Consider the following 17,394-nt stretch of genomic DNA (forward strand, 5'->3'; position numbering starts at 1 on the left):
ATTTATTAAGAAGGTGCTCACTCTTTTAAATACATTCGCTGAATTGCCTGAAGCATATAAGGCTTTCGCTCCAACCGTTGACGTTCTTCCTTTAATACCTTTATTTTTCTTTTTATTAGTTTTTGTTTGGCAAGCTGCAGTAGGGTTTAAATAAAATCTATTTATGATTCAGAAGGGTATTTCAAGGGATATTGCATCACCAGAGTTTTCTACTGCACATTCAATAAAATCTGCAATTTTTAACGCTCTTGAGGCTTGTTCCCCATCAACTTCTGGGGATTCTTTACCTTGTACGCACTTAAGAAAATGTTCTAATTCTGCATATAAAGGTTCGATAGAGGTTGTGCTTACTTCTTCAACATAACCATCATTTCGATAAACTAATTCTCCATGCTCTGCTGTATAGGATTCATGAGCTTTTCTATGGATTTGTAGAGAATGATTTAAGAAGTCTGTTTCAACTAGACCATTTTGGCAATGTGCGCTTAAATTCCTAATTTTTTTATGACTCATTTTGCTGGCAGTTAGGCTTGCAATAATATTATTCTTGAAAACCAAAGTAGCATTTACATAATCTATTAAGCCATCACTATTCCTTCCTCCGACGGCGGCTAATTTCTGTATCTTTGAATTAACTAATTCAAGCACTAGATCAATATCATGAATCATTAAATCCATAACTACTGACACATCATTTGCTCTGTCAGCATGAGGACTGTGCCTTCTTGCTTCTAAAACAACAATATCTTCATTTTGAACTATTTTATTTAACTCCCTAAAAGCAGGGTTAAATCTTTCAATATGTCCAACTTGTAGAAGACAGTTACTAATTTTAGAGGCATTTATTAAAGATTTAGCCTCTAGCTCATTAGCTGCAATAGGTTTTTCAATAAGAACATTAACACCTGCCTTAAGACAATCTAGGCCTACTTTGTGATGGAGAAGTGTAGGGACAGCAATACAAATTGCATCCACTTTAGAAATAAGATCATGATAATCTTTAAACCACTCACATTGAAATTGCTCTACTGCTAATTTACCTCTGCTTTCATCTGGATCGGCAACTCCAACTAAATCTGCATCTTTTAGCAAACTAAGCACTCGAGCATGATGCCATCCCATATTTCCTATACCGATTACTCCAACCTTTACTGAGGATGAGGTTGGTTTCATATCTTATAGTCCATGTATATTTAGTTATTATCCTTCATTGGATGTCAATTTTAACTTTTTGGCAGAAATATTTTTACACGATCTATTTTGGGACCTGACATTGAAATTATTTCAAATTTAATATTTTTAAATTCTAAACTATCTCCGATTTTTGGGACCATTTGAAATTTTTCAAGAAGAAATCCAGCGAGTGTATGATAATCAGCTCCTTCTGGAAGAAAACATCCCAACTTTTTGTTGATTTCTATTATTTCTGCTTTACCAGCAATTGACCACTTCTTAGAGAAATTATCCAACATTTTCATATCAGAATATACTCTGCTATTTAGCATTTCTTCCCCAACAATTTCGCCAGTAAGATCAGCTGCAGTGATAAGTCCCTCAGTCCCACCATGTTCATCAACAACCAGTAAAAATGGATTGTAATCTCTAACGATAGGTAATATTTCTGCTAGTGAGCATGTCTCTATTACTTTTGTTACTGGCAAAAGGAAAGGTTCTAATAATGTATTTGCTCCCATTTCGCTTTTAGAAATTGGTTTTGCTAAGTAACGTAAATCTAAAACTCCTAAAACATCATCAAGAGACTCACCAATTACAAAAAAACGAGCATGCCTTGTTTTATCAACCTGTTTCATAAGTTCAGCAAACGTAATATTTTTTGGCAAAGTTACCATCTCAGATCTTGGAATCATTACTTCTTTGACTTGAGTATCTTTTAAAGCAAAAACACCTTCTAAGATGTTTTTCTCATCAGGCTTTAATCCCGTGACATTATCTGTTTCTATTAATGTTTCTAATTCACCTGCCGATAATACTGAATTTAATGAATCCCATTTGTTGTTTAGATTAAATAACCTTAAACAAGCACTTGCAAAAAATTCAATTACAGAAACAATAGGTTGCATTCCTTTTCGAACTGCATCAAAAATTGTAGTTAATCTCAAAGCGGCTGACTCTGGATTATTAATTACTAATGCTTTAGGAATAAGACCTGATATGAGGGTGACTATAAGTACAATAAATAAAAATAATAAGAGATCATATATTCGATTTGAAAATTTATTTACGTTCCAAAAATCATTAGCCAAACCTTTACTTAACCAACCAACAGCTATAAGAGAAATTGTCACGCCAAATTGAGATGCTATTAAAGAAGATCTGAATCTTTTTTGAATTTTTAAAATGGAAAATGCTCCTTTTCTTTTCTCTTCTATCAGTCTTAAAACTTTACTTGGCCTTATTAATAAAAACGAAAGTTCACTCGCAGCAAAAAAAGCTGGAAATATCAAAAGTAAGAATAGTAAAGTTATTTTCATTCAATAACAAATTAGTGATGGGGGTGGCGAGGATCGAACTCGCCTAAGCCAAATTATGAGTTTGGTGCATTCACCAGATTGCTACACCCCCAGATTTTCTGCAGTAATGATTAATTACATTCGATTTACATACAATATAAAAATAATATTTCAAAAAGCACCAACTTAGTAAGTTTTTGTGAGATTTCTTTTTTTTCTCCTAATCTTGAAATATAAGCTTAACCTCTATTAATGAACAATTTCTCGCAGAAGAATAAATTAAATAAGGAGAATTTGTTAAAACTTTTAATTGAAAAGTCTTATAAGAAAGGAAACTTTACTTTGGCATCTGGCAAAAAAAGTGCTCATTATCTAAATTGTAAACCTGTATCTTTAAATGGCACAGGGTTGAAATTAATTAGCAATTTGTTTTTGGAGTTAATGGATCCAAGTTCAAAAGCTGTGGCTGGGTTGACTTTAGGAGCCGATCCTTTAGTTAGTGGTTTAATCGTAACAGCTGCTTCTCAAGGGTTATTAATAGATGCTTTAATCATCAGAAAAGAAATAAAAGAATATGGAACAAAGGCTGGGTTAGAGGGGCCTACATTAAAAGAAGGAACTGAAGTAACTGTCTTAGAAGATGTTGTGACTACTGCTGGATCAGCTATTAAAGCAATTAATAAGTTACGAGAAAATAATCTTTTAGTTAAAGAAGTTTTGTCTATTGTCGATAGAAGAGAAGGAGGATATGAGGCCTTGAAAGAACAAAATATACAATTAAAAAGCTTATTTTCAATAGAAGACTTTCTATAAATAATGTCAAAAATTAAAGAAAATAAAGAACAATTTTGGCTTGAAAAATTTGATTGCTTTTCTGTTACTGGAAAAGATAGTAAAAGATTCTTAAATGGAATAACTACAGGAAATATTGTTGATTTAAATAACAAGGTTTTAAAATCTTGCTGGTTATCCCCAAATGGAATTTTAAAATCATTACTTGAAATTAATTGCTCAGAAAATGCATTAAAAGTAATTGTCTTAGTAGGAAATACTAGTGAGATTAGAAAATACTTTAATGACATTATTTTTCCGTCTGACGATGTTTCATTAAGTGATACTTTTTCAATAAATAGACTTCAGCAAGTTGATGATATGAATTCTTGGAGAATCACTCAACCTATTTTTTTAAAAAATGAAGATAAAAAATATGATTTTTATAAAAATAATCCAAATACAATGAATACTAATGACTTGCAATTGTGGAAGATTAATCAGGCTATACCATCTTTAAATAGTGAAATTAATGGAAAAAATAATCCACTTGAATTAGGATTAACAGATCTTATAGACTTCAATAAAGGTTGTTATTTGGGTCAAGAAACAATGTCAAAAATCAAGAATGTTTCTTCTTTAAAGCAGGAGATCAGAGTATGGACGGCTAAAGATAAAGATGTGAATTTAGAATCTGTGAATAAAATTCTTTTTAATAATCAGAATAAAGAAAAATCAGTTGGTTATATTACCAGCATTTATGTATTAGAGTCTCGAATAATAAAAGGCCTAGCAATGATAAAGAGAAAATATTTAGATAAGGGAAATCCATTTTTCTCTGATAATTTTGGCCAAATTTCATTAGAGAAATCTTTAGGTTCAACTTTTCTTTAATTAACCTTTTCATGTTTTTTGATTAACCACTTCGCGATTTGAAGTGTAGCCAAACAGTCATCTCGATTATATTTAATTATTTTTTTTAGGAAAATATCATTTAAGGTACTTTTATATTGGATCCACCAATATAAAGCTTTTGATCCACTTACATTTTCTTGCTCCCATTTGAATCCAATCCAATTAGCAACTGTTTTTAAACTATAGTTTCTAATAGGTAATATCCACGATCCTCTTACAATTAAGTGTAAGTCTATAAATCTGGAATTTAGGATTTCAATTTCTTTTACATCGAGATCTGATTGCCTAGCTAAATTTAAAATTGCAATTTTCTCAGTCTCTCCATAATGTAAAACTGGCCAGTATTTTTGAGAAAAAAGTTTTTGAATAATTTCTTGATTAGATTTTTTAGCATTGTTTTTAAGGTTTAATATTGGATCATAAAAATCATCTTCAATATTTTCAAACAAACTATTTACTTTTAAAAATCCATATAAAAAATCATGTTTATCATCTGGATTTGACTCAATATCAAAAATAAAGAATCCCGAATCTTTATTTTTTAAAAGATAAGATAAGTTTTTATTTTCCAAAATTTGAATTGGTATTCCTGATAAATATGCTTTTGATTGCTTTATAAACTTTGAAGCTTTTTCAAATCTTTGCTCCTTAAATTGAAAAAGTTTTTTTCCTAAATCGATTTTCTTGGTAGCAGCTAGTTCTTTAATATTAGATATCCCATTTTTTTGGAGAAACAAGGCTGTTTTAGAACCAATACCATCTATATCAGTTAGATATCCATTATCTTTTGCTTCTGTATCGCAAAACTTTTGCCATGAACATATCGTACATTTTTTCCTGTCTTCAGTAATATCTGGAATAGATCTTTTTAGATATTCATTTAAATTTAAAAAGGTATGCATTACTTTTTTTCTTAAGCCTGGATTTAAATCAATTTTTTCAATATTAATTCGATTTGAAAAATTTGAAATTACCAATCCTTTTTCAATTTTTGCTTCTTGAAAGGGTTCTAATAATATCGAAGAAAAAGCTAAATCGAATAGATGCTCTTTTGTTGTTCTATGGCCTAACTTATATACAACAGGTATATATTTATATTCGCCCCATTTGCTATGACCACCTACTTTTTTAAGTAATTGAGGTTGCATTTCTGTATTTATATTATTGATTACTTTAGATCTTGCCTTTAATCCGATTACTCCACTTGAACCCCTCTTACAGGCTTTTTCCCCAGAATATAAATCTCCATCACTTAGTTTGTAAAAGGTTTTGTATCGTTTAATTATTTCTATAGATTGATGTGGTGACCAAATTCTTTGAGACTTATTGCCCTGATAATCGAGCCAAGCTTTTCTTTTGCATCTTATAAAACTTTTTAAATAAAGATTATTCAAATTTTTTTGCAAAGGCAGTTTAAATTTTTACTTATATAAATTAATATAGATAATTATTGGAAATTAAGGAACTATTTTACTTTGTCTTCAAATGAACTAGATGAAATAAAATTCGGAACTGATGGCTGGCGAGGAATAATTGGTTTTGATTTCAATCTATCAAATCTCTCAAGAGTTGTAGTCGCTTCTTGTCAGGAATTATATTATCAATACTTCGAAGAAACAAATTCTAAAAAAATTCTTATAGGGTACGATCGTAGATTCATGGCAAATGAGTTCGCAAAAGAGATAGCATCTTTTGTTAAAGGGTGTGGTTTTGAACCCATTCTTTCTACTAGTTATGTGCCCACCCCTTCCTGCAGCCTATACGCCAAAAAATTTATGTTTTTAGGTTGTTTAGTTATTACTGCAAGTCATAATCCTTATAATTGGCTGGGTTTAAAGATTAAAAGTTTTAAAGGATGTTCTGTGGATGAATCTTTTACAAAGGAAGTTGAAAAAAGGTTACTTCTGGGAAACTCAATTGAAAGATTGGAAGGTGCATATGAAAAAGTTGATATTAAGAAGTTTCATTTAGATCAAATTAAATCTAATTTTAATATTGATTTTATTGCTAATAATTTAAAGAAAATGAATTTGCATATTTTTGTTGACTCTATGCATGGTTCAGCAGCAAATTGCCTTAGTCAGATCTTTGAAGGTTATGATTCAAAAATTTTTACTGAAATTAGAGCAGATTATGATCCTTTATTTGGAGGAAATCCTCCAGAGCCACTGCTAAAATATTTAGATAATTTAACTGAAACATTAACAAAAACTTCTAAAAATGGTATTAAAACGCTAGGCATAATTTTTGATGGGGATGGCGATAGGATTGCTGTAATTGATGAAAAAGGAAGATTTTGTAGTACTCAAGTTTTATTACCTTTCTTTATTAGTTATTTGGGAGAAAAGAATAAGAATTTATATCCAGTACTTAAAACTGTTAGTGGTTCAGACATAATTAGTAATATCGCAAAAAATCAAGATAGAGAGGTTTTCGAACTACCGGTTGGTTTTAAATATATCGCAAAAAAAATGATTAAAGAAAAAATATTTATTGGAGGAGAGGAATCAGGAGGGGTAGGTTTTGGAGACTTTATGCCGGAGAGAGATGCTTTATATGCAGCTATGATTTTACTAAATGGAATCGCAGAAAAATCAAAATATTTATATGAAACTTTGGATCAAATTCAAGAAAATTTTGGTCCAAGTTTTTATAGAAGAATAGATGTTAAATTTCCAAATCAATCAGAAAAAGAAATTCTTGAAAAATATATTAAAAATAATATTCCTTCAAAAATATGTGGCTATAGTATAAAAAGTGTATCAAATATCGACGGCATAAAATTGAGAATGGATAATAATTTTTGGCTATTATTTAGGTTCTCAGGAACAGAGCCTCTTTTAAGATTGTATTGTGAGGCAAAATCTGAAAATGATTTAAATGAGGTTTTGGAATGGAGTCAAAAATACATAAATAAAGTAAAAAATATAAAATGAAAAAATTATATTTAGCAAGCAAAAACCAAGGTAAAATTGAAGAATATAAAAAATTATTATTAAATGTAAATTGCCAATTATTGCTTCAACCAGAATCAATAGATGTTGAGGAGAATGGGATAACATTTAGGGAGAATGCAATCAAAAAAGCAAGTGAAGTTTCTAAAAAAACGAGGAATTATGCTATCGCAGATGATTCAGGAATATGTATTGATTCTTTGGACGGTAGGCCAGGAATTTACTCATCAAGATATGCAGAAAATGATCAAAAAAGAATAGAAAGAGTTTTACATGAACTTGATGGAGAAAAAAATAGAGGTGCTTTCTTTATTGCAAATGTTTGTGTTTGCTCTCCTTGTGGAGATGTGATATTAGAATCAGAGGCTAAATGTTTTGGAAACATTATTCTAAGCCCTAGAGGAAAAGGGGGTTTTGGGTATGACCCAATTTTTGAGGAGAGATCTACCAGATTAACTTTCGCAGAAATGAATAATGTTATTAAAGACTCTTGTAGTCATAGAGGTAAAGCACTAAAAAAAATTATTCCAGACTTGCTTGAAATTTTTTCTTGACTTCAATTAACCCAAGATCCATGAAGGCCATGTGGAATCGAAATAGGTAATTCATAAACAGCTAATTCTTTTAAGTCTTTTGCGTCTAATATCACTAAATCGCTTCCTCTTCTTTCTCCGTTCCATAGAAGTATAAATAAAAATCCCTCATCTTCTTTTGAAGAGTTTTCTGATGGAACCATAATTGGTTCACTAACGAATCCACTTGGACCTGCTGACCAAGAAATCTCTTCCTTAGAAGTTAAATTTATTTTTTTTATTGCTTGAAGTGGAGCGTTCCCAAGTTTTTGAGATGTGCTTGCCATCCAACTAAAAGTTGCTGTTAGTCCTAAGTTTTTAGGATTAACAACAGCAAATTCACAACATTGTTCACTTAAAGTTTCAAGTTCACAAGTTTTTTTCTTTAGATCGATAAATGATCTTTTCAGATTTCCTTCTGGATATTTATCAAAGTCAATATCCCTAAAATTCTCGTCTGGACCAACTGATGGGAAATCATCATAAAAAATACTATCTAATACGATTTTGGAATCTTTTTCAAATGCATTTACATGATGAAAAACGAATCCTTCTGGAGCATCTATTGTTAACGGTGGCTGACCTCTAAATAATCCACTTTCTCTGGGGATGATAAAAAACTTTGCCTTTTTATTTGGGTTTGACTTTAGACATTGTGCTGCTCCTCTTTGACCCATTACAAATGGAAGAGGATTGAAATCAATAGCATTCTGCAAAAATATTGCCCAATTAGTTGTAATTGCGAAATCATGAAGGAATGCAAAGCCATTAAAGGTATCTTTTCTGTCGAAAATGAGCTCTCCAGAATTTAAACCAGCATTATTAAATTCCATTAATCTAATGGTACTTTTTGGCCCGGTTTGTACTCCAAACGTGACTAAAAGTTCTGAAGATGCATTTGAGTTTAGGTCTGTTTTGGGATGTGCACTGAATGCTTCGTTAGGCTTGAGTACCCCTTTTAATGTTGTTAAACCAATAGTGTCCAGACTATCAGGATCCATTGCATGTGGACCGGCTGCTTCCCATAAAGCGAGAATTTCATCTCCTAATTTAACGACATGTGTATTAGCGATATTCTTGAATTTTAGATCTAATGCATTATTTAAAATTCCTCCATTTTTTTGTGTACCAAAAACACCTCTATAAATAAATTTATTTATTTTTTCTTCTTCCAAATAGCCTTTAGTTTTAACAAATCTATTTGTTAAGAACGGCTGACCACTTTCGAATTTTATGGATGTTATCATTCCATCTCCATCAAATGGATGATGAACCCATTGTCCACCTCTCTCTAATATTCCTGGTCCATTTCTTAATAATGTTCCATTTAAATTATTAATATTATTACCTTTGCTGATTTTTAGAGGCTCATTGGTAAGCTCCTTTTCTACATTTTGATACGCACTTGACCAATCTTCTTTATTAAAACTTTTAGGTTTATCAATTTTTTTATCTTGTAAATTAGTCACAACAAAATAATAACTTTATCTATCTTCGCCAAAAATCAACTGAATTGTGGCTGATTCGAAAAAATTCCTATTTTATTGATTTTCAAGCATTCCTTTACTGCTTGGAATTGAATCAGATCTTCTTAGATCTATTTCGGTAGCCATTCTCATTGCTCGTGAAAAAGCTTTAAAGCAAGCCTCAACTATATGATGTGAATTGCTACCTCTTATTTGATTAATATGCAGAGTAATACCACTGTTATTTACAAAGGCGATAAAAAACTCTTTTACTAATTCAGTATCATAATTGCCAATTCTAGGAGCTTTTAATTGAAGATCATAAGATAGATGTGGTCTGCCGGAACAGTCCAAAGTAACTTGAACTAATGCTTCATCTAATGGGGCAAAGAAATGTCCAAATCTACTGATTCCTTTTCTTTCTCCCAAGGCTTTTGAAAATGCTTTGCCTAACGCGATTCCTACATCTTCATTTGTATGATGATCATCAATATGGGTATCTCCAATTGCTTTTATCTTTAAATCGAATAAACCATGACTGGATATTTGATGAAGCATATGATCTAAGAAAGGTATCCCGGTTTCAATTTCGGAAATCCCATTCCCATCTAAGTTTATAAATACAGAAATATCTGTTTCATTCGTTTTTCTTTTTATTTCAGATTGCCTTAGAGATGACATTTTTATGCAAAAAATTTAGTTTACATTCCATTAATGCAGTAACCCGCATCAACATAAATTGTTTGGCCTGAAATGCCGCTAGAGAGATCACTTAATAAAAAAGCAGCAGTATTACCTACTTCCGTTTGAGTGACTGTTCTGCGTAAAGGAGCCTTTTCTTCAACATTGTGAATCATATCTAAAATGCCACCTATAGCAGAACTAGCAAGTGTTCTTATAGGTCCAGCACTTATTGCATTAACTCTGACTTGTTTTTCGGGCCCAAGTTCTGCAGAAAGATATCTTACTGAAGCTTCTAAAGCTGCTTTTGCAACTCCCATCACGTTGTAGTTAGGGATCGCCCTCTCTGATCCTAAATAAGTTAATGAGACAACGCCAGCACCATCACTAAAAAGTGGTTTTGCTGCTTTACATAAAGGTGCTAACGAATACGCACTTATATTAAGAGCCCTATCAAAACCCTCTGAAGTGGTGGCACTATAATCTCCAATCAATTCATCGCGTCCTGCAAATGCTAGGCAGTGAACTAATCCGTCAATTTGACCCCAATTGTCTTTTATATTTTTAAAGATTTCTTCAATTTGAGCTGGATTTTGAACATCAAGAGGCAAAAATAAGGATGGGTTTAACGGTTCAGTTAGTTCTCTAACTTTAGATTCGAATCTTCCCTTATCATCAGGCAAATATGTGATTCCAAGTTCTGCGCCAGCTTTTGAAAGTTGTTGAGCAATACCCCATGCTATTGAACGGTTATTGGCAATTCCCGTAACCAGAATTTTTTTGCCAGATAGATTTAGAAGCATTTTGTTTATTATTTCTATATATTCTCCTATATCAAAGTACCTATCTTTACGGATTACTGCAAAATATACAATAATTTTCAAATATCAAAGAATATTCAACTTAAACATGGTCAAAACAAATTCTATGGTTTTGGAATTAGGTTTTCAATTACCTAATTTCAAAATGTTAAATGCTAATTCTTCTAACAATCAATATTTTAATTCTCATAATCTAGATAATCGGCATTTACTTTTAATGTTTATTTGTGCCCATTGTCCATTTGTTAAATATATTGAGAATCAAATTTTCACCTTAAGTAAAGAAATTGAAAATACAGTTCAAACAGTTGCAATTTCTAGTAATGATATTGTCACTCATCCTTCAGATTCTCCTGACCATTTAAGATTACAAGCACAATCACAGGGATGGAGTTTCCCTTATCTATATGATGAAAATCAAAATTTTGCTAAGGAATTAAAAGCGGCTTGCACCCCGGATTTTTATCTTTTTTCAAATGAAGGAGATGGTGATTTTGTATTGTTTTATCATGGCCAATTAGATGATAGTAGACCAGGTAATAATATCCCCCTGTCTGGAAAAGATTTGCGCTCTGCTGTAAAAGATTTGAATCAAGATAATTCTTATCCTTCAAATCAGATTCCTTCTTTAGGTTGCAATATAAAATGGACTCCTGGAAAAGAACCGAGTTGGTTTAAATGAATTAAAAAATTTTTTTACCCATAGAAATATGGTTTAGGGTTAATATATTCAATATGCAGATACCTCCATTTACTTTAAATAGGCAGTACCAAGAAATTGGCTCAGAAATTGAGAGCGAGGTTTCTAAAGTTTTAAAAGGGGGTCAGTATATTGGAGGACAAGAAATTGCCAAATTTGAGGAGAGTTTTTCTAGTCTGATTGGTGTTGAAAATACTATTGGATGTAATAGTGGAACTGATGCTTTAGTATTAGCTTTGCGTGCATTAGATATTGGTGTGGGTGATGAAGTTATTACCTCATCTTTTAGCTTTTTTGCGACTGCAGAGGCTATTAGTGCAGTTGGTGCTAATCCTGTTTTGGTAGATATAGATCCAGAAACTTATCTCATTAATACTGAACTAATAGAACAAGAAATAAATTCTAATACCAAGGCAATTATGCCAGTTCATTTATTTGGGAATGCAGTGAATATGAACTTAATAAAATCTTTGGCCAACAAATATGACTTAAAAGTAATCGAAGATTGTGCCCAGGCAACATGCACAATGTGGGATAATTCTAAAGTTGGTAGTATCGGTGATATAGGTTGTTTTAGCTTTTTCCCTACTAAAAATTTAGGAGCTGCTGGAGATGGTGGAGCAGTAACAACTTCAGATCAGAAGATTGCCAATAAAATTAGAGAACTGGCTGTTCATGGCAGCCCAATAAGATATCACCATACCCAAATTGGATATAACAGCAGACTTGATACCATTCAAGCTGCCATATTAAACATTAAAATTAAATATATTTCTAAGTGGATTAATAATCGCCAAAAAATTGCTAATAATTACCTTGATTTATTAGGAAAAAATCCATTTATTAGTTTTCCAAAAATTAGCTCTGATTTAATTTCCCATTCTTGGAATCAATTTGTCATCAAATTAAGAAACGATAAATATTTTTTAAATGAAGATTTTTCAAATTTATTTGATACTGATTGCAAAAAATACTATTCCTTAAGGAATTTGGTGAAACAACAACTTTTTGAAAAAGGTATTAATTCAATTATTTATTATCCAATTCCAATACATGCACAAATAGCTTACAAAAATAAAAATTTTTCTAGAACAAAACTCATAAATACAGAGAGAATTTGTACAGAAGTTCTTAGTCTCCCAATGTTTCCTGAAATTTCTTATGAAGAGCAAGTTTATATAGCAGAAAATTTAAATAAAGTTTTAAAGAATTGTATAGAGGAAATTCAAATTTCAGCATAAAGTGATTTAAATAATCTTTGTTGTATGTTGTGATTGACGATAGGGCTTGAATAATTATTTTTTTCTAAATTAGATATCTCCCCATTTAATAATTCTGAATTTGACACTCTAGATAATTCAGGAATCCAATATTTTATATATTCGCAAATAGGATCAAATTTTTTTGCTTGGGTATATGGATTAAAAATTCTAAGTGGTTTTGGATCCATACCGCTACTGGCGCTCCACTGCCATCCCCCATTATTTGCAGCTAAGTCTCCATCAACCAACGTCTCCATAAATTTTTTCTCGCCCATTTGCCAACTGCATATAAGATCTTTTACAAGAAATGAAGCGACTATCATCCTACATCTATTATGCATCCAGCCAGTACTATTAAGTTGACGCATTGCAGCATCAACTATAGGTACTCCGGTCTCTCCGTTGCTCCAATGTTGAAACAATTCATTATTGTTTTGCCATGGAAAGTGATCCCATTTTTTTCTATATGGACCTTTCTCTAGCTCTGGGAAATGGAATAAGCAATGTTGATAAAATTCACGCCAAACAAGTTCTTTTTGCCATGTTTCAATTGATAGGTAATTTTCTTGATTTGCAAAATCTGAATTTAAATTTAATGTGGCGTTCCAAACTTTTCTAATGCTGATGGTGCCGAATCTGAGAGATGCACTTAGAAATGATGTCCCATTATGTGAAGGAAAATCTCTTGCAGAATTATAAGAATATATTTTTTTTTCGTTAATGAAATTTTCTAATAATGTTTGCGCAGCATTCTCTCCAGGTCTACATGGACAAATATTCGAACCAGGAAATTTGATATTTTTGATAAATTTCTCTAGAACCGAATCAGATGAATTTATTGTCTTATTTTCTTTGAATTTATTATCTATGTCTTTAAAATGGAAAACAACTTTATCTTGTTCAAATGAACCTAATAAATTCATTTTTGATTTAAGGTTTTTATAAAAAGGTCCATAAACTGAATAAGGATTATTATTCCCTGAAAATATTTTTAAAGGTTCTATTAATAAGTGATCCCAATTTTCAATAACTTGAATATTTTGTTCTTTTAAATTATTTTTTATTTCTAAATCTCGATTAATCTCATAAGGTTCAATAGATCTATTCCAAAAAACAAATTTAGCATCTATTTTCTTTGCTAATTGAGGAATTATTAATACCGGATCTCCTTCTTCCAAAACTAATCTACTACCCATTTTTTTCCAATTATTTCCTAATTCTTGAAGCGAATTTCCTAGAAACCAAGCTCTTGAACTTGCATTGAAATCGTGTGAGTAATTTTTATCAAATATATAAGTTGAAGTAATAGCATCTGATAATGAAAATGCTTTGATTAAAGCTTGATTATCAAATATTCTTAAATCCTTTCTATGCCAAAAAAGTATTCTAGGTTTATTCATAATTTTCCAAAAATTGTTTAGCTCTAAACCAAGCCGTAACGGTTTTTGCGTCAAGAATTTCATCCCCACTAGAAATAAGATTATCTAGTTCGTCGGGGTCTAAAATTAATACTTCTATATCTTCATCTAAATCTCCTTTAACCTCGGAATTGAGTTTGTTTAAATCACGAGCTAAAAATAAATAAATTTCTTCATCTGCATAACCAGGAGCAGGGACAAGAGTTCCTAGTTCATCCCATTTGTTTGCACTGAATCCAGTCTCTTCTTGTATTTCTCTTTGAATTGAATTAATAGGTGTTTCACCTATTTCTAATGTACCTGCTGGAAATTCTAATAAATACCTTGAAACAGCAAATCTATATTGCCGAAGAATGATAACTTTATTGTCTTTTGTAATAGGTACGGCTAATGCTGCACCAGGATGCTTAATGTATCCATATTCACCTTCATGTCCATTTGGAAGCTCAATTCTATTTATTTCGAAACTAAATTTTTTTGACTTTAACTCAGATATTTTTTCTTTAAAAATGGATTTTTTTATAAAGTTTTTGTTGCCCATAATTTTTAAATAAAGACAGCCTAACAGTTATTTTTTGGTTTTGTAAATCATTTATATAGACCATTTTGGGGCATCAAACTTTTTAATTTTTTGGCTTCTACTTAAGATTTCAGATAGTGGAGTAATAACGAAATTCCGATTCATGAATCTAGGGTGAGGTAATGTTAATTTCTCGTCAACCGTATAAAAATCTTCCCACCAAAGAATGTCTAAATCGAGACATCTTGATAGCCATTTCTTACCCTTTGGCGTCTCTTTTCGTCCGAAAAACCTCTCTAACTTTTTTAGCTCTTTTAAAAGTAATTTCGCGTTTTTATTTGATGGTTTAGGAAAAGAATTACTTTTTATAAGCAATAGAGTATTTAAATAATTTGGCTGCTCATTTTCAACTCCATGAGGTAATGTCTCATAAATTGATGACCAAAAAAAGTTTGCATGAAATTTTCTTTTCTCTTCTTTTTTGTTGTTGTAAAGATCTCCCCACTCATTTATTATTTCTTCTATTTTTGGTTTGCAAAGTAATAATGACTCAAGAGGGCTTCCGAATTTACTATCAATATTTGCTCCCAGGGATATACATAGTCCATTTTTGATATTAAGATTTGATAATTCCACTACAAAAAACTAAGTTATTGGATAAATTCTATATCAGGGATTTTTAAAGTGATTTTGGAACAAAAGTTAAAAGGTAAAGAAGACATAAAGGATTTAATGCAAAAGAAGGATTCGTTTAGAGCATTTCCATTAGCTGCAATTACAGGTCACAGCTTATTAAAATTATCTTTACTTTTGGCAGCTGTCGATCCTAGTTTAGGAGGAGTAATCATTGCAGGTGGTAGAGGTACTGGTAAGTCGGTATTGGCAAGAGGTTTGCATTCCTTAATACCACCGATTGAAATAATAGATAATGAATTAATACGCGAGAAATTAACTGATAATAAGATTTCTTTCAGACCTATAAGTAGAAATTTAGATCCAACTAAACCTGAGGAATGGGATAAAAATATTAAACAATTAATAGCGAAAATTATCGGTATTGATTACCTTAGTCAAATTGAAAGTATTCCAAGCAAGGTTGTACAGGCTCCATTTATTCAAGTTCCAATTGGAATTACGGAAGACAGACTAGTTGGATCTATAGATGTTTCTGCTTCATTGAATACAGGCGAGCAAGTTTTTCAGCCCGGAGTTTTAGCAGAGGCTCATAGGGGTGTTTTGTATGTTGATGATATTAATTTATTGGATGACGGGATTGTAAATTTAATTCTTGAAGCTACTGGTAGAGAACAAAATAATATTGAAAGAGATGGATTAAGTCTTTCTCATCCTTGCAGATCACTGTTGATTGCAACTTATAATCCTGAAGAAGGAGCTTTAAGAGATCATGTATTAGATAGATTTGCAATTGTTCTTTCTGCGGATCAATCGATAGATAATAACCAAAGAGTTGAAATAACCAAATCTGTATTATCTCATGCTGAAAACAATATCAAGTTTTCAGAAAAATGGTCTGAAGAATCTGATAATTTATCCACTCAGTTAATTTTGGCTAGGCAATGGTTAAAGGATGTAAAAATTACTAAAGAACAAATAACTTATTTAGTAAATGAAGCCCTTAGAGGTGGTGTCGAAGGACATAGATCTGAGTTGTTTGCAGTAAAAGTTGCCAAAGCAAATGCAGCCCTTCGAGGTGATGAGAATGTTAATTCTGATGATTTAAAGATTGCAGTAAGGTTAGTAATTCTTCCAAGAGCTACGCAAATACCACCTCAGGATGATGATATTCAACCACCACCGCCTGAGGATCAAAGCCCACCCCCACCTCAGTCAAATAATGAAGATTCTGAACCTGAATCTAACGAAAATGAGGATAATCAAGAAGAAGAACAAGATAATTCTGATGGGGAAGAAGATTCTACTCCTGATATTCCAGAAGAATTTATTCTTGATCCTGAATCATGCATGGTAGATCCTGATTTATTGCTTTTTTCATCAGCAAAATCTAAATCAGGAAATAGTGGAAGCAGATCAGTAATTCTAAGTCAAAGCAGAGGTAGATATGTCAGACCTTTAATTCCAAGAGGTAAAGTAAAAAGAATTGCTGTTGATGCAACTCTAAGAGCCGCTGCTCCATATCAGAAATCTAGAAGATTAAAGTATCCTGATAAAACTATAATTATTGAAGAAAATGACTTTAGGGCAAAGCTCCTTCAAAAAAAGGCAGGAGCTTTGGTTATTTTTCTAGTTGATGCTAGTGGTTCTATGGCACTTAATAGAATGCAAAGTGCTAAAGGTGCTGTCATAAGACTTTTGACTGAGGCTTATGAAAATAGAGATGAAGTCGCTCTCATACCATTTAGAGGGAATCAAGCAGAGGTTCTTTTGCCACCAACAAGATCTATTACTGCAGCAAAAAGAAGGTTAGAGACTATGCCATGTGGAGGTGGATCTCCTTTAGCTCATGGGTTAACTCAATCAGCAAAAGTAGCAAAAAATGCTCTTTCTACAGGAGATATAGGTCAGGTCATTGTTGTTGGAATAACTGATGGTAGGGGGAATGTCCCTCTAGGTACATCATTAGGTCAAGCAGAAGTTAACGAAAACGAAAATGTGGATTTAAAACAAGAAGTATTAGATATTGCCGCTAAATACCCCATGTTAGGAATAAAGTTATTAATTATAGATACAGAAAGGAAATTTATAGCTAGTGGCTTTGGAAAAGAACTTGCAGAAGCTGCACAAGGAAAATATGTTCAATTGCCTAAAGCTACTGATAAGACAATTGCCGCCATGGCCTTAAATGCAATTAATGAATTTTAAAT

Annotated in this window: 17 protein-coding genes and 1 tRNA gene; 8 read left to right on the forward strand and 10 right to left on the reverse strand. The window is 31.8% G+C overall.

All coding sequences use genetic code 11. The annotated features are described in order from the left end of the window. Positions 1-13 precede the first annotated feature (13 nt). The gene (locus ACTF45_RS02755; protein ID WP_011131909.1) at positions 14-154 is read left to right on the forward strand and encodes a photosystem II reaction center protein K; all 141 of its coding nucleotides are present in this window, start codon (positions 14-16) and stop codon (positions 152-154) included. 14 nt (positions 155-168) lie between these two features. Here the strand turns inward: ACTF45_RS02755 and ACTF45_RS02760 are convergent, their stop codons facing one another. From ACTF45_RS02760 to ACTF45_RS02770, 3 genes are all read right to left on the reverse strand, one after another. Beyond that, positions 169-1,173 (reverse strand): Gfo/Idh/MocA family protein, encoded by a 1,005-nt coding sequence (locus ACTF45_RS02760; protein ID WP_288346508.1) that lies wholly within the window; start codon positions 1,171-1,173, stop codon positions 169-171. 50 nt (positions 1,174-1,223) lie between these two features. Next, positions 1,224-2,492 carry a hemolysin family protein gene (locus tag ACTF45_RS02765; RefSeq protein WP_288346507.1) on the reverse strand — a complete coding sequence of 423 codons (1,269 nt, stop codon included), beginning with the start codon at positions 2,490-2,492 and terminating at the stop codon, positions 1,224-1,226. An 18-nt stretch (positions 2,493-2,510) separates the two neighbouring features. Then, positions 2,511-2,583 (reverse strand) — tRNA-Ile (locus ACTF45_RS02770). Between the two features lie 140 nt (positions 2,584-2,723). Between ACTF45_RS02770 and pyrE the strand changes: the two genes are divergently transcribed. Together pyrE and ygfZ are read left to right on the forward strand one after the other, a co-directional pair. Beyond that, entirely contained in the window at positions 2,724-3,284 is a 561-nt protein-coding gene (gene pyrE / locus ACTF45_RS02775) for an orotate phosphoribosyltransferase (protein WP_288346506.1), read from the forward strand. Between the two features lie 3 nt (positions 3,285-3,287). After that, a complete protein-coding gene (ygfZ, locus tag ACTF45_RS02780; RefSeq protein ID WP_438949313.1) occupies positions 3,288-4,136 on the forward strand; it encodes a CAF17-like 4Fe-4S cluster assembly/insertion protein YgfZ in 849 nt (282 codons plus the stop codon). Here the strand turns inward: ygfZ and ACTF45_RS02785 are convergent. Then, entirely contained in the window at positions 4,133-5,551 is a 1,419-nt protein-coding gene (locus tag ACTF45_RS02785) for a TM0106 family RecB-like putative nuclease (RefSeq protein ID WP_438949314.1), read from the reverse strand. The two genes, ygfZ and ACTF45_RS02785, sit on opposite strands and share 4 nt — an antisense overlap. Positions 5,552-5,632: 81 nt before the next feature. Between ACTF45_RS02785 and ACTF45_RS02790 the strand changes: the two genes are divergently transcribed. Then, positions 5,633-7,093 carry a phosphoglucomutase/phosphomannomutase family protein gene (locus ACTF45_RS02790; protein ID WP_288346504.1) on the forward strand — a complete coding sequence of 487 codons (1,461 nt, stop codon included), beginning with the start codon at positions 5,633-5,635 and terminating at the stop codon, positions 7,091-7,093. After that, positions 7,090-7,665, forward strand: a complete 576-nt coding sequence (gene rdgB / locus ACTF45_RS02795; RefSeq protein WP_288346503.1) for an RdgB/HAM1 family non-canonical purine NTP pyrophosphatase — start codon at positions 7,090-7,092, stop codon at positions 7,663-7,665. Before ACTF45_RS02790 ends, rdgB begins: the two co-directional genes overlap by 4 nt. Positions 7,666-7,667: 2 nt before the next feature. Here rdgB and ACTF45_RS02800 read toward each other — a convergent pair whose 3' ends face one another. The 3 genes from ACTF45_RS02800 to fabI all read right to left on the reverse strand — a co-directional run bounded on the left by ACTF45_RS02800 (position 7,668) and on the right by fabI (position 10,633). Further along, entirely contained in the window at positions 7,668-9,152 is a 1,485-nt protein-coding gene (locus ACTF45_RS02800; RefSeq protein ID WP_288346502.1) for a carotenoid oxygenase family protein, read from the reverse strand. A gap of 72 nt (positions 9,153-9,224) precedes the next feature. After that, the gene (gene hisB, locus ACTF45_RS02805; protein WP_011131918.1) at positions 9,225-9,830 is read right to left on the reverse strand and encodes an imidazoleglycerol-phosphate dehydratase HisB; all 606 of its coding nucleotides are present in this window, start codon (positions 9,828-9,830) and stop codon (positions 9,225-9,227) included. 20 nt (positions 9,831-9,850) lie between these two features. Continuing rightward, complete coding sequence (gene fabI, locus ACTF45_RS02810; protein WP_288346549.1) at positions 9,851-10,633, reverse strand: enoyl-ACP reductase FabI; 783 nt, start codon at positions 10,631-10,633, stop codon at positions 9,851-9,853. Between the two features lie 106 nt (positions 10,634-10,739). Here fabI and ACTF45_RS02815 point away from each other — a divergent pair, with 106 nt between their 5' ends. Further along, positions 10,740-11,333, forward strand: coding sequence for a thioredoxin family protein (locus ACTF45_RS02815; RefSeq protein ID WP_288346501.1), 594 nt, complete (start codon positions 10,740-10,742; stop codon positions 11,331-11,333). Positions 11,334-11,386: 53 nt separating this feature from the next. Beyond that, positions 11,387-12,592, forward strand: a complete 1,206-nt coding sequence (locus tag ACTF45_RS02820) for a DegT/DnrJ/EryC1/StrS family aminotransferase (RefSeq protein WP_288346500.1) — start codon at positions 11,387-11,389, stop codon at positions 12,590-12,592. Here the strand turns inward: ACTF45_RS02820 and ACTF45_RS02825 are convergent. From ACTF45_RS02825 to folK, 3 genes are read right to left on the reverse strand one after another with little or no spacing between them, the layout of a single operon-like run. Then, positions 12,577-14,013, reverse strand: a complete 1,437-nt coding sequence (locus ACTF45_RS02825; RefSeq protein ID WP_288346499.1) for a cryptochrome/photolyase family protein — start codon at positions 14,011-14,013, stop codon at positions 12,577-12,579. The genes ACTF45_RS02820 and ACTF45_RS02825 overlap by 16 nt on opposite strands. After that, entirely contained in the window at positions 14,006-14,572 is a 567-nt protein-coding gene (locus ACTF45_RS02830; RefSeq protein ID WP_288346498.1) for an NUDIX hydrolase, read from the reverse strand. The genes ACTF45_RS02825 and ACTF45_RS02830 overlap by 8 nt, the downstream gene beginning before the upstream one ends. A 51-nt stretch (positions 14,573-14,623) precedes the next feature. After that, positions 14,624-15,187 carry a 2-amino-4-hydroxy-6-hydroxymethyldihydropteridine diphosphokinase gene (gene folK / locus ACTF45_RS02835; protein WP_288346497.1) on the reverse strand — a complete coding sequence of 188 codons (564 nt, stop codon included), beginning with the start codon at positions 15,185-15,187 and terminating at the stop codon, positions 14,624-14,626. A gap of 96 nt (positions 15,188-15,283) precedes the next feature. Here folK and bchD point away from each other — a divergent pair, with 96 nt between their 5' ends. Next, positions 15,284-17,392, forward strand: a complete 2,109-nt coding sequence (bchD, locus tag ACTF45_RS02840; protein WP_288346548.1) for a magnesium chelatase ATPase subunit D — start codon at positions 15,284-15,286, stop codon at positions 17,390-17,392. The last annotated feature ends 2 nt before the right edge of the window (positions 17,393-17,394 follow it).

Origin of the sequence: Prochlorococcus sp., assembly GCF_965655815.1 — a bacterium.
Classification (GTDB): Bacteria; Cyanobacteriota; Cyanobacteriia; order PCC-6307; family Cyanobiaceae; genus Prochlorococcus_A; species Prochlorococcus_A pastoris.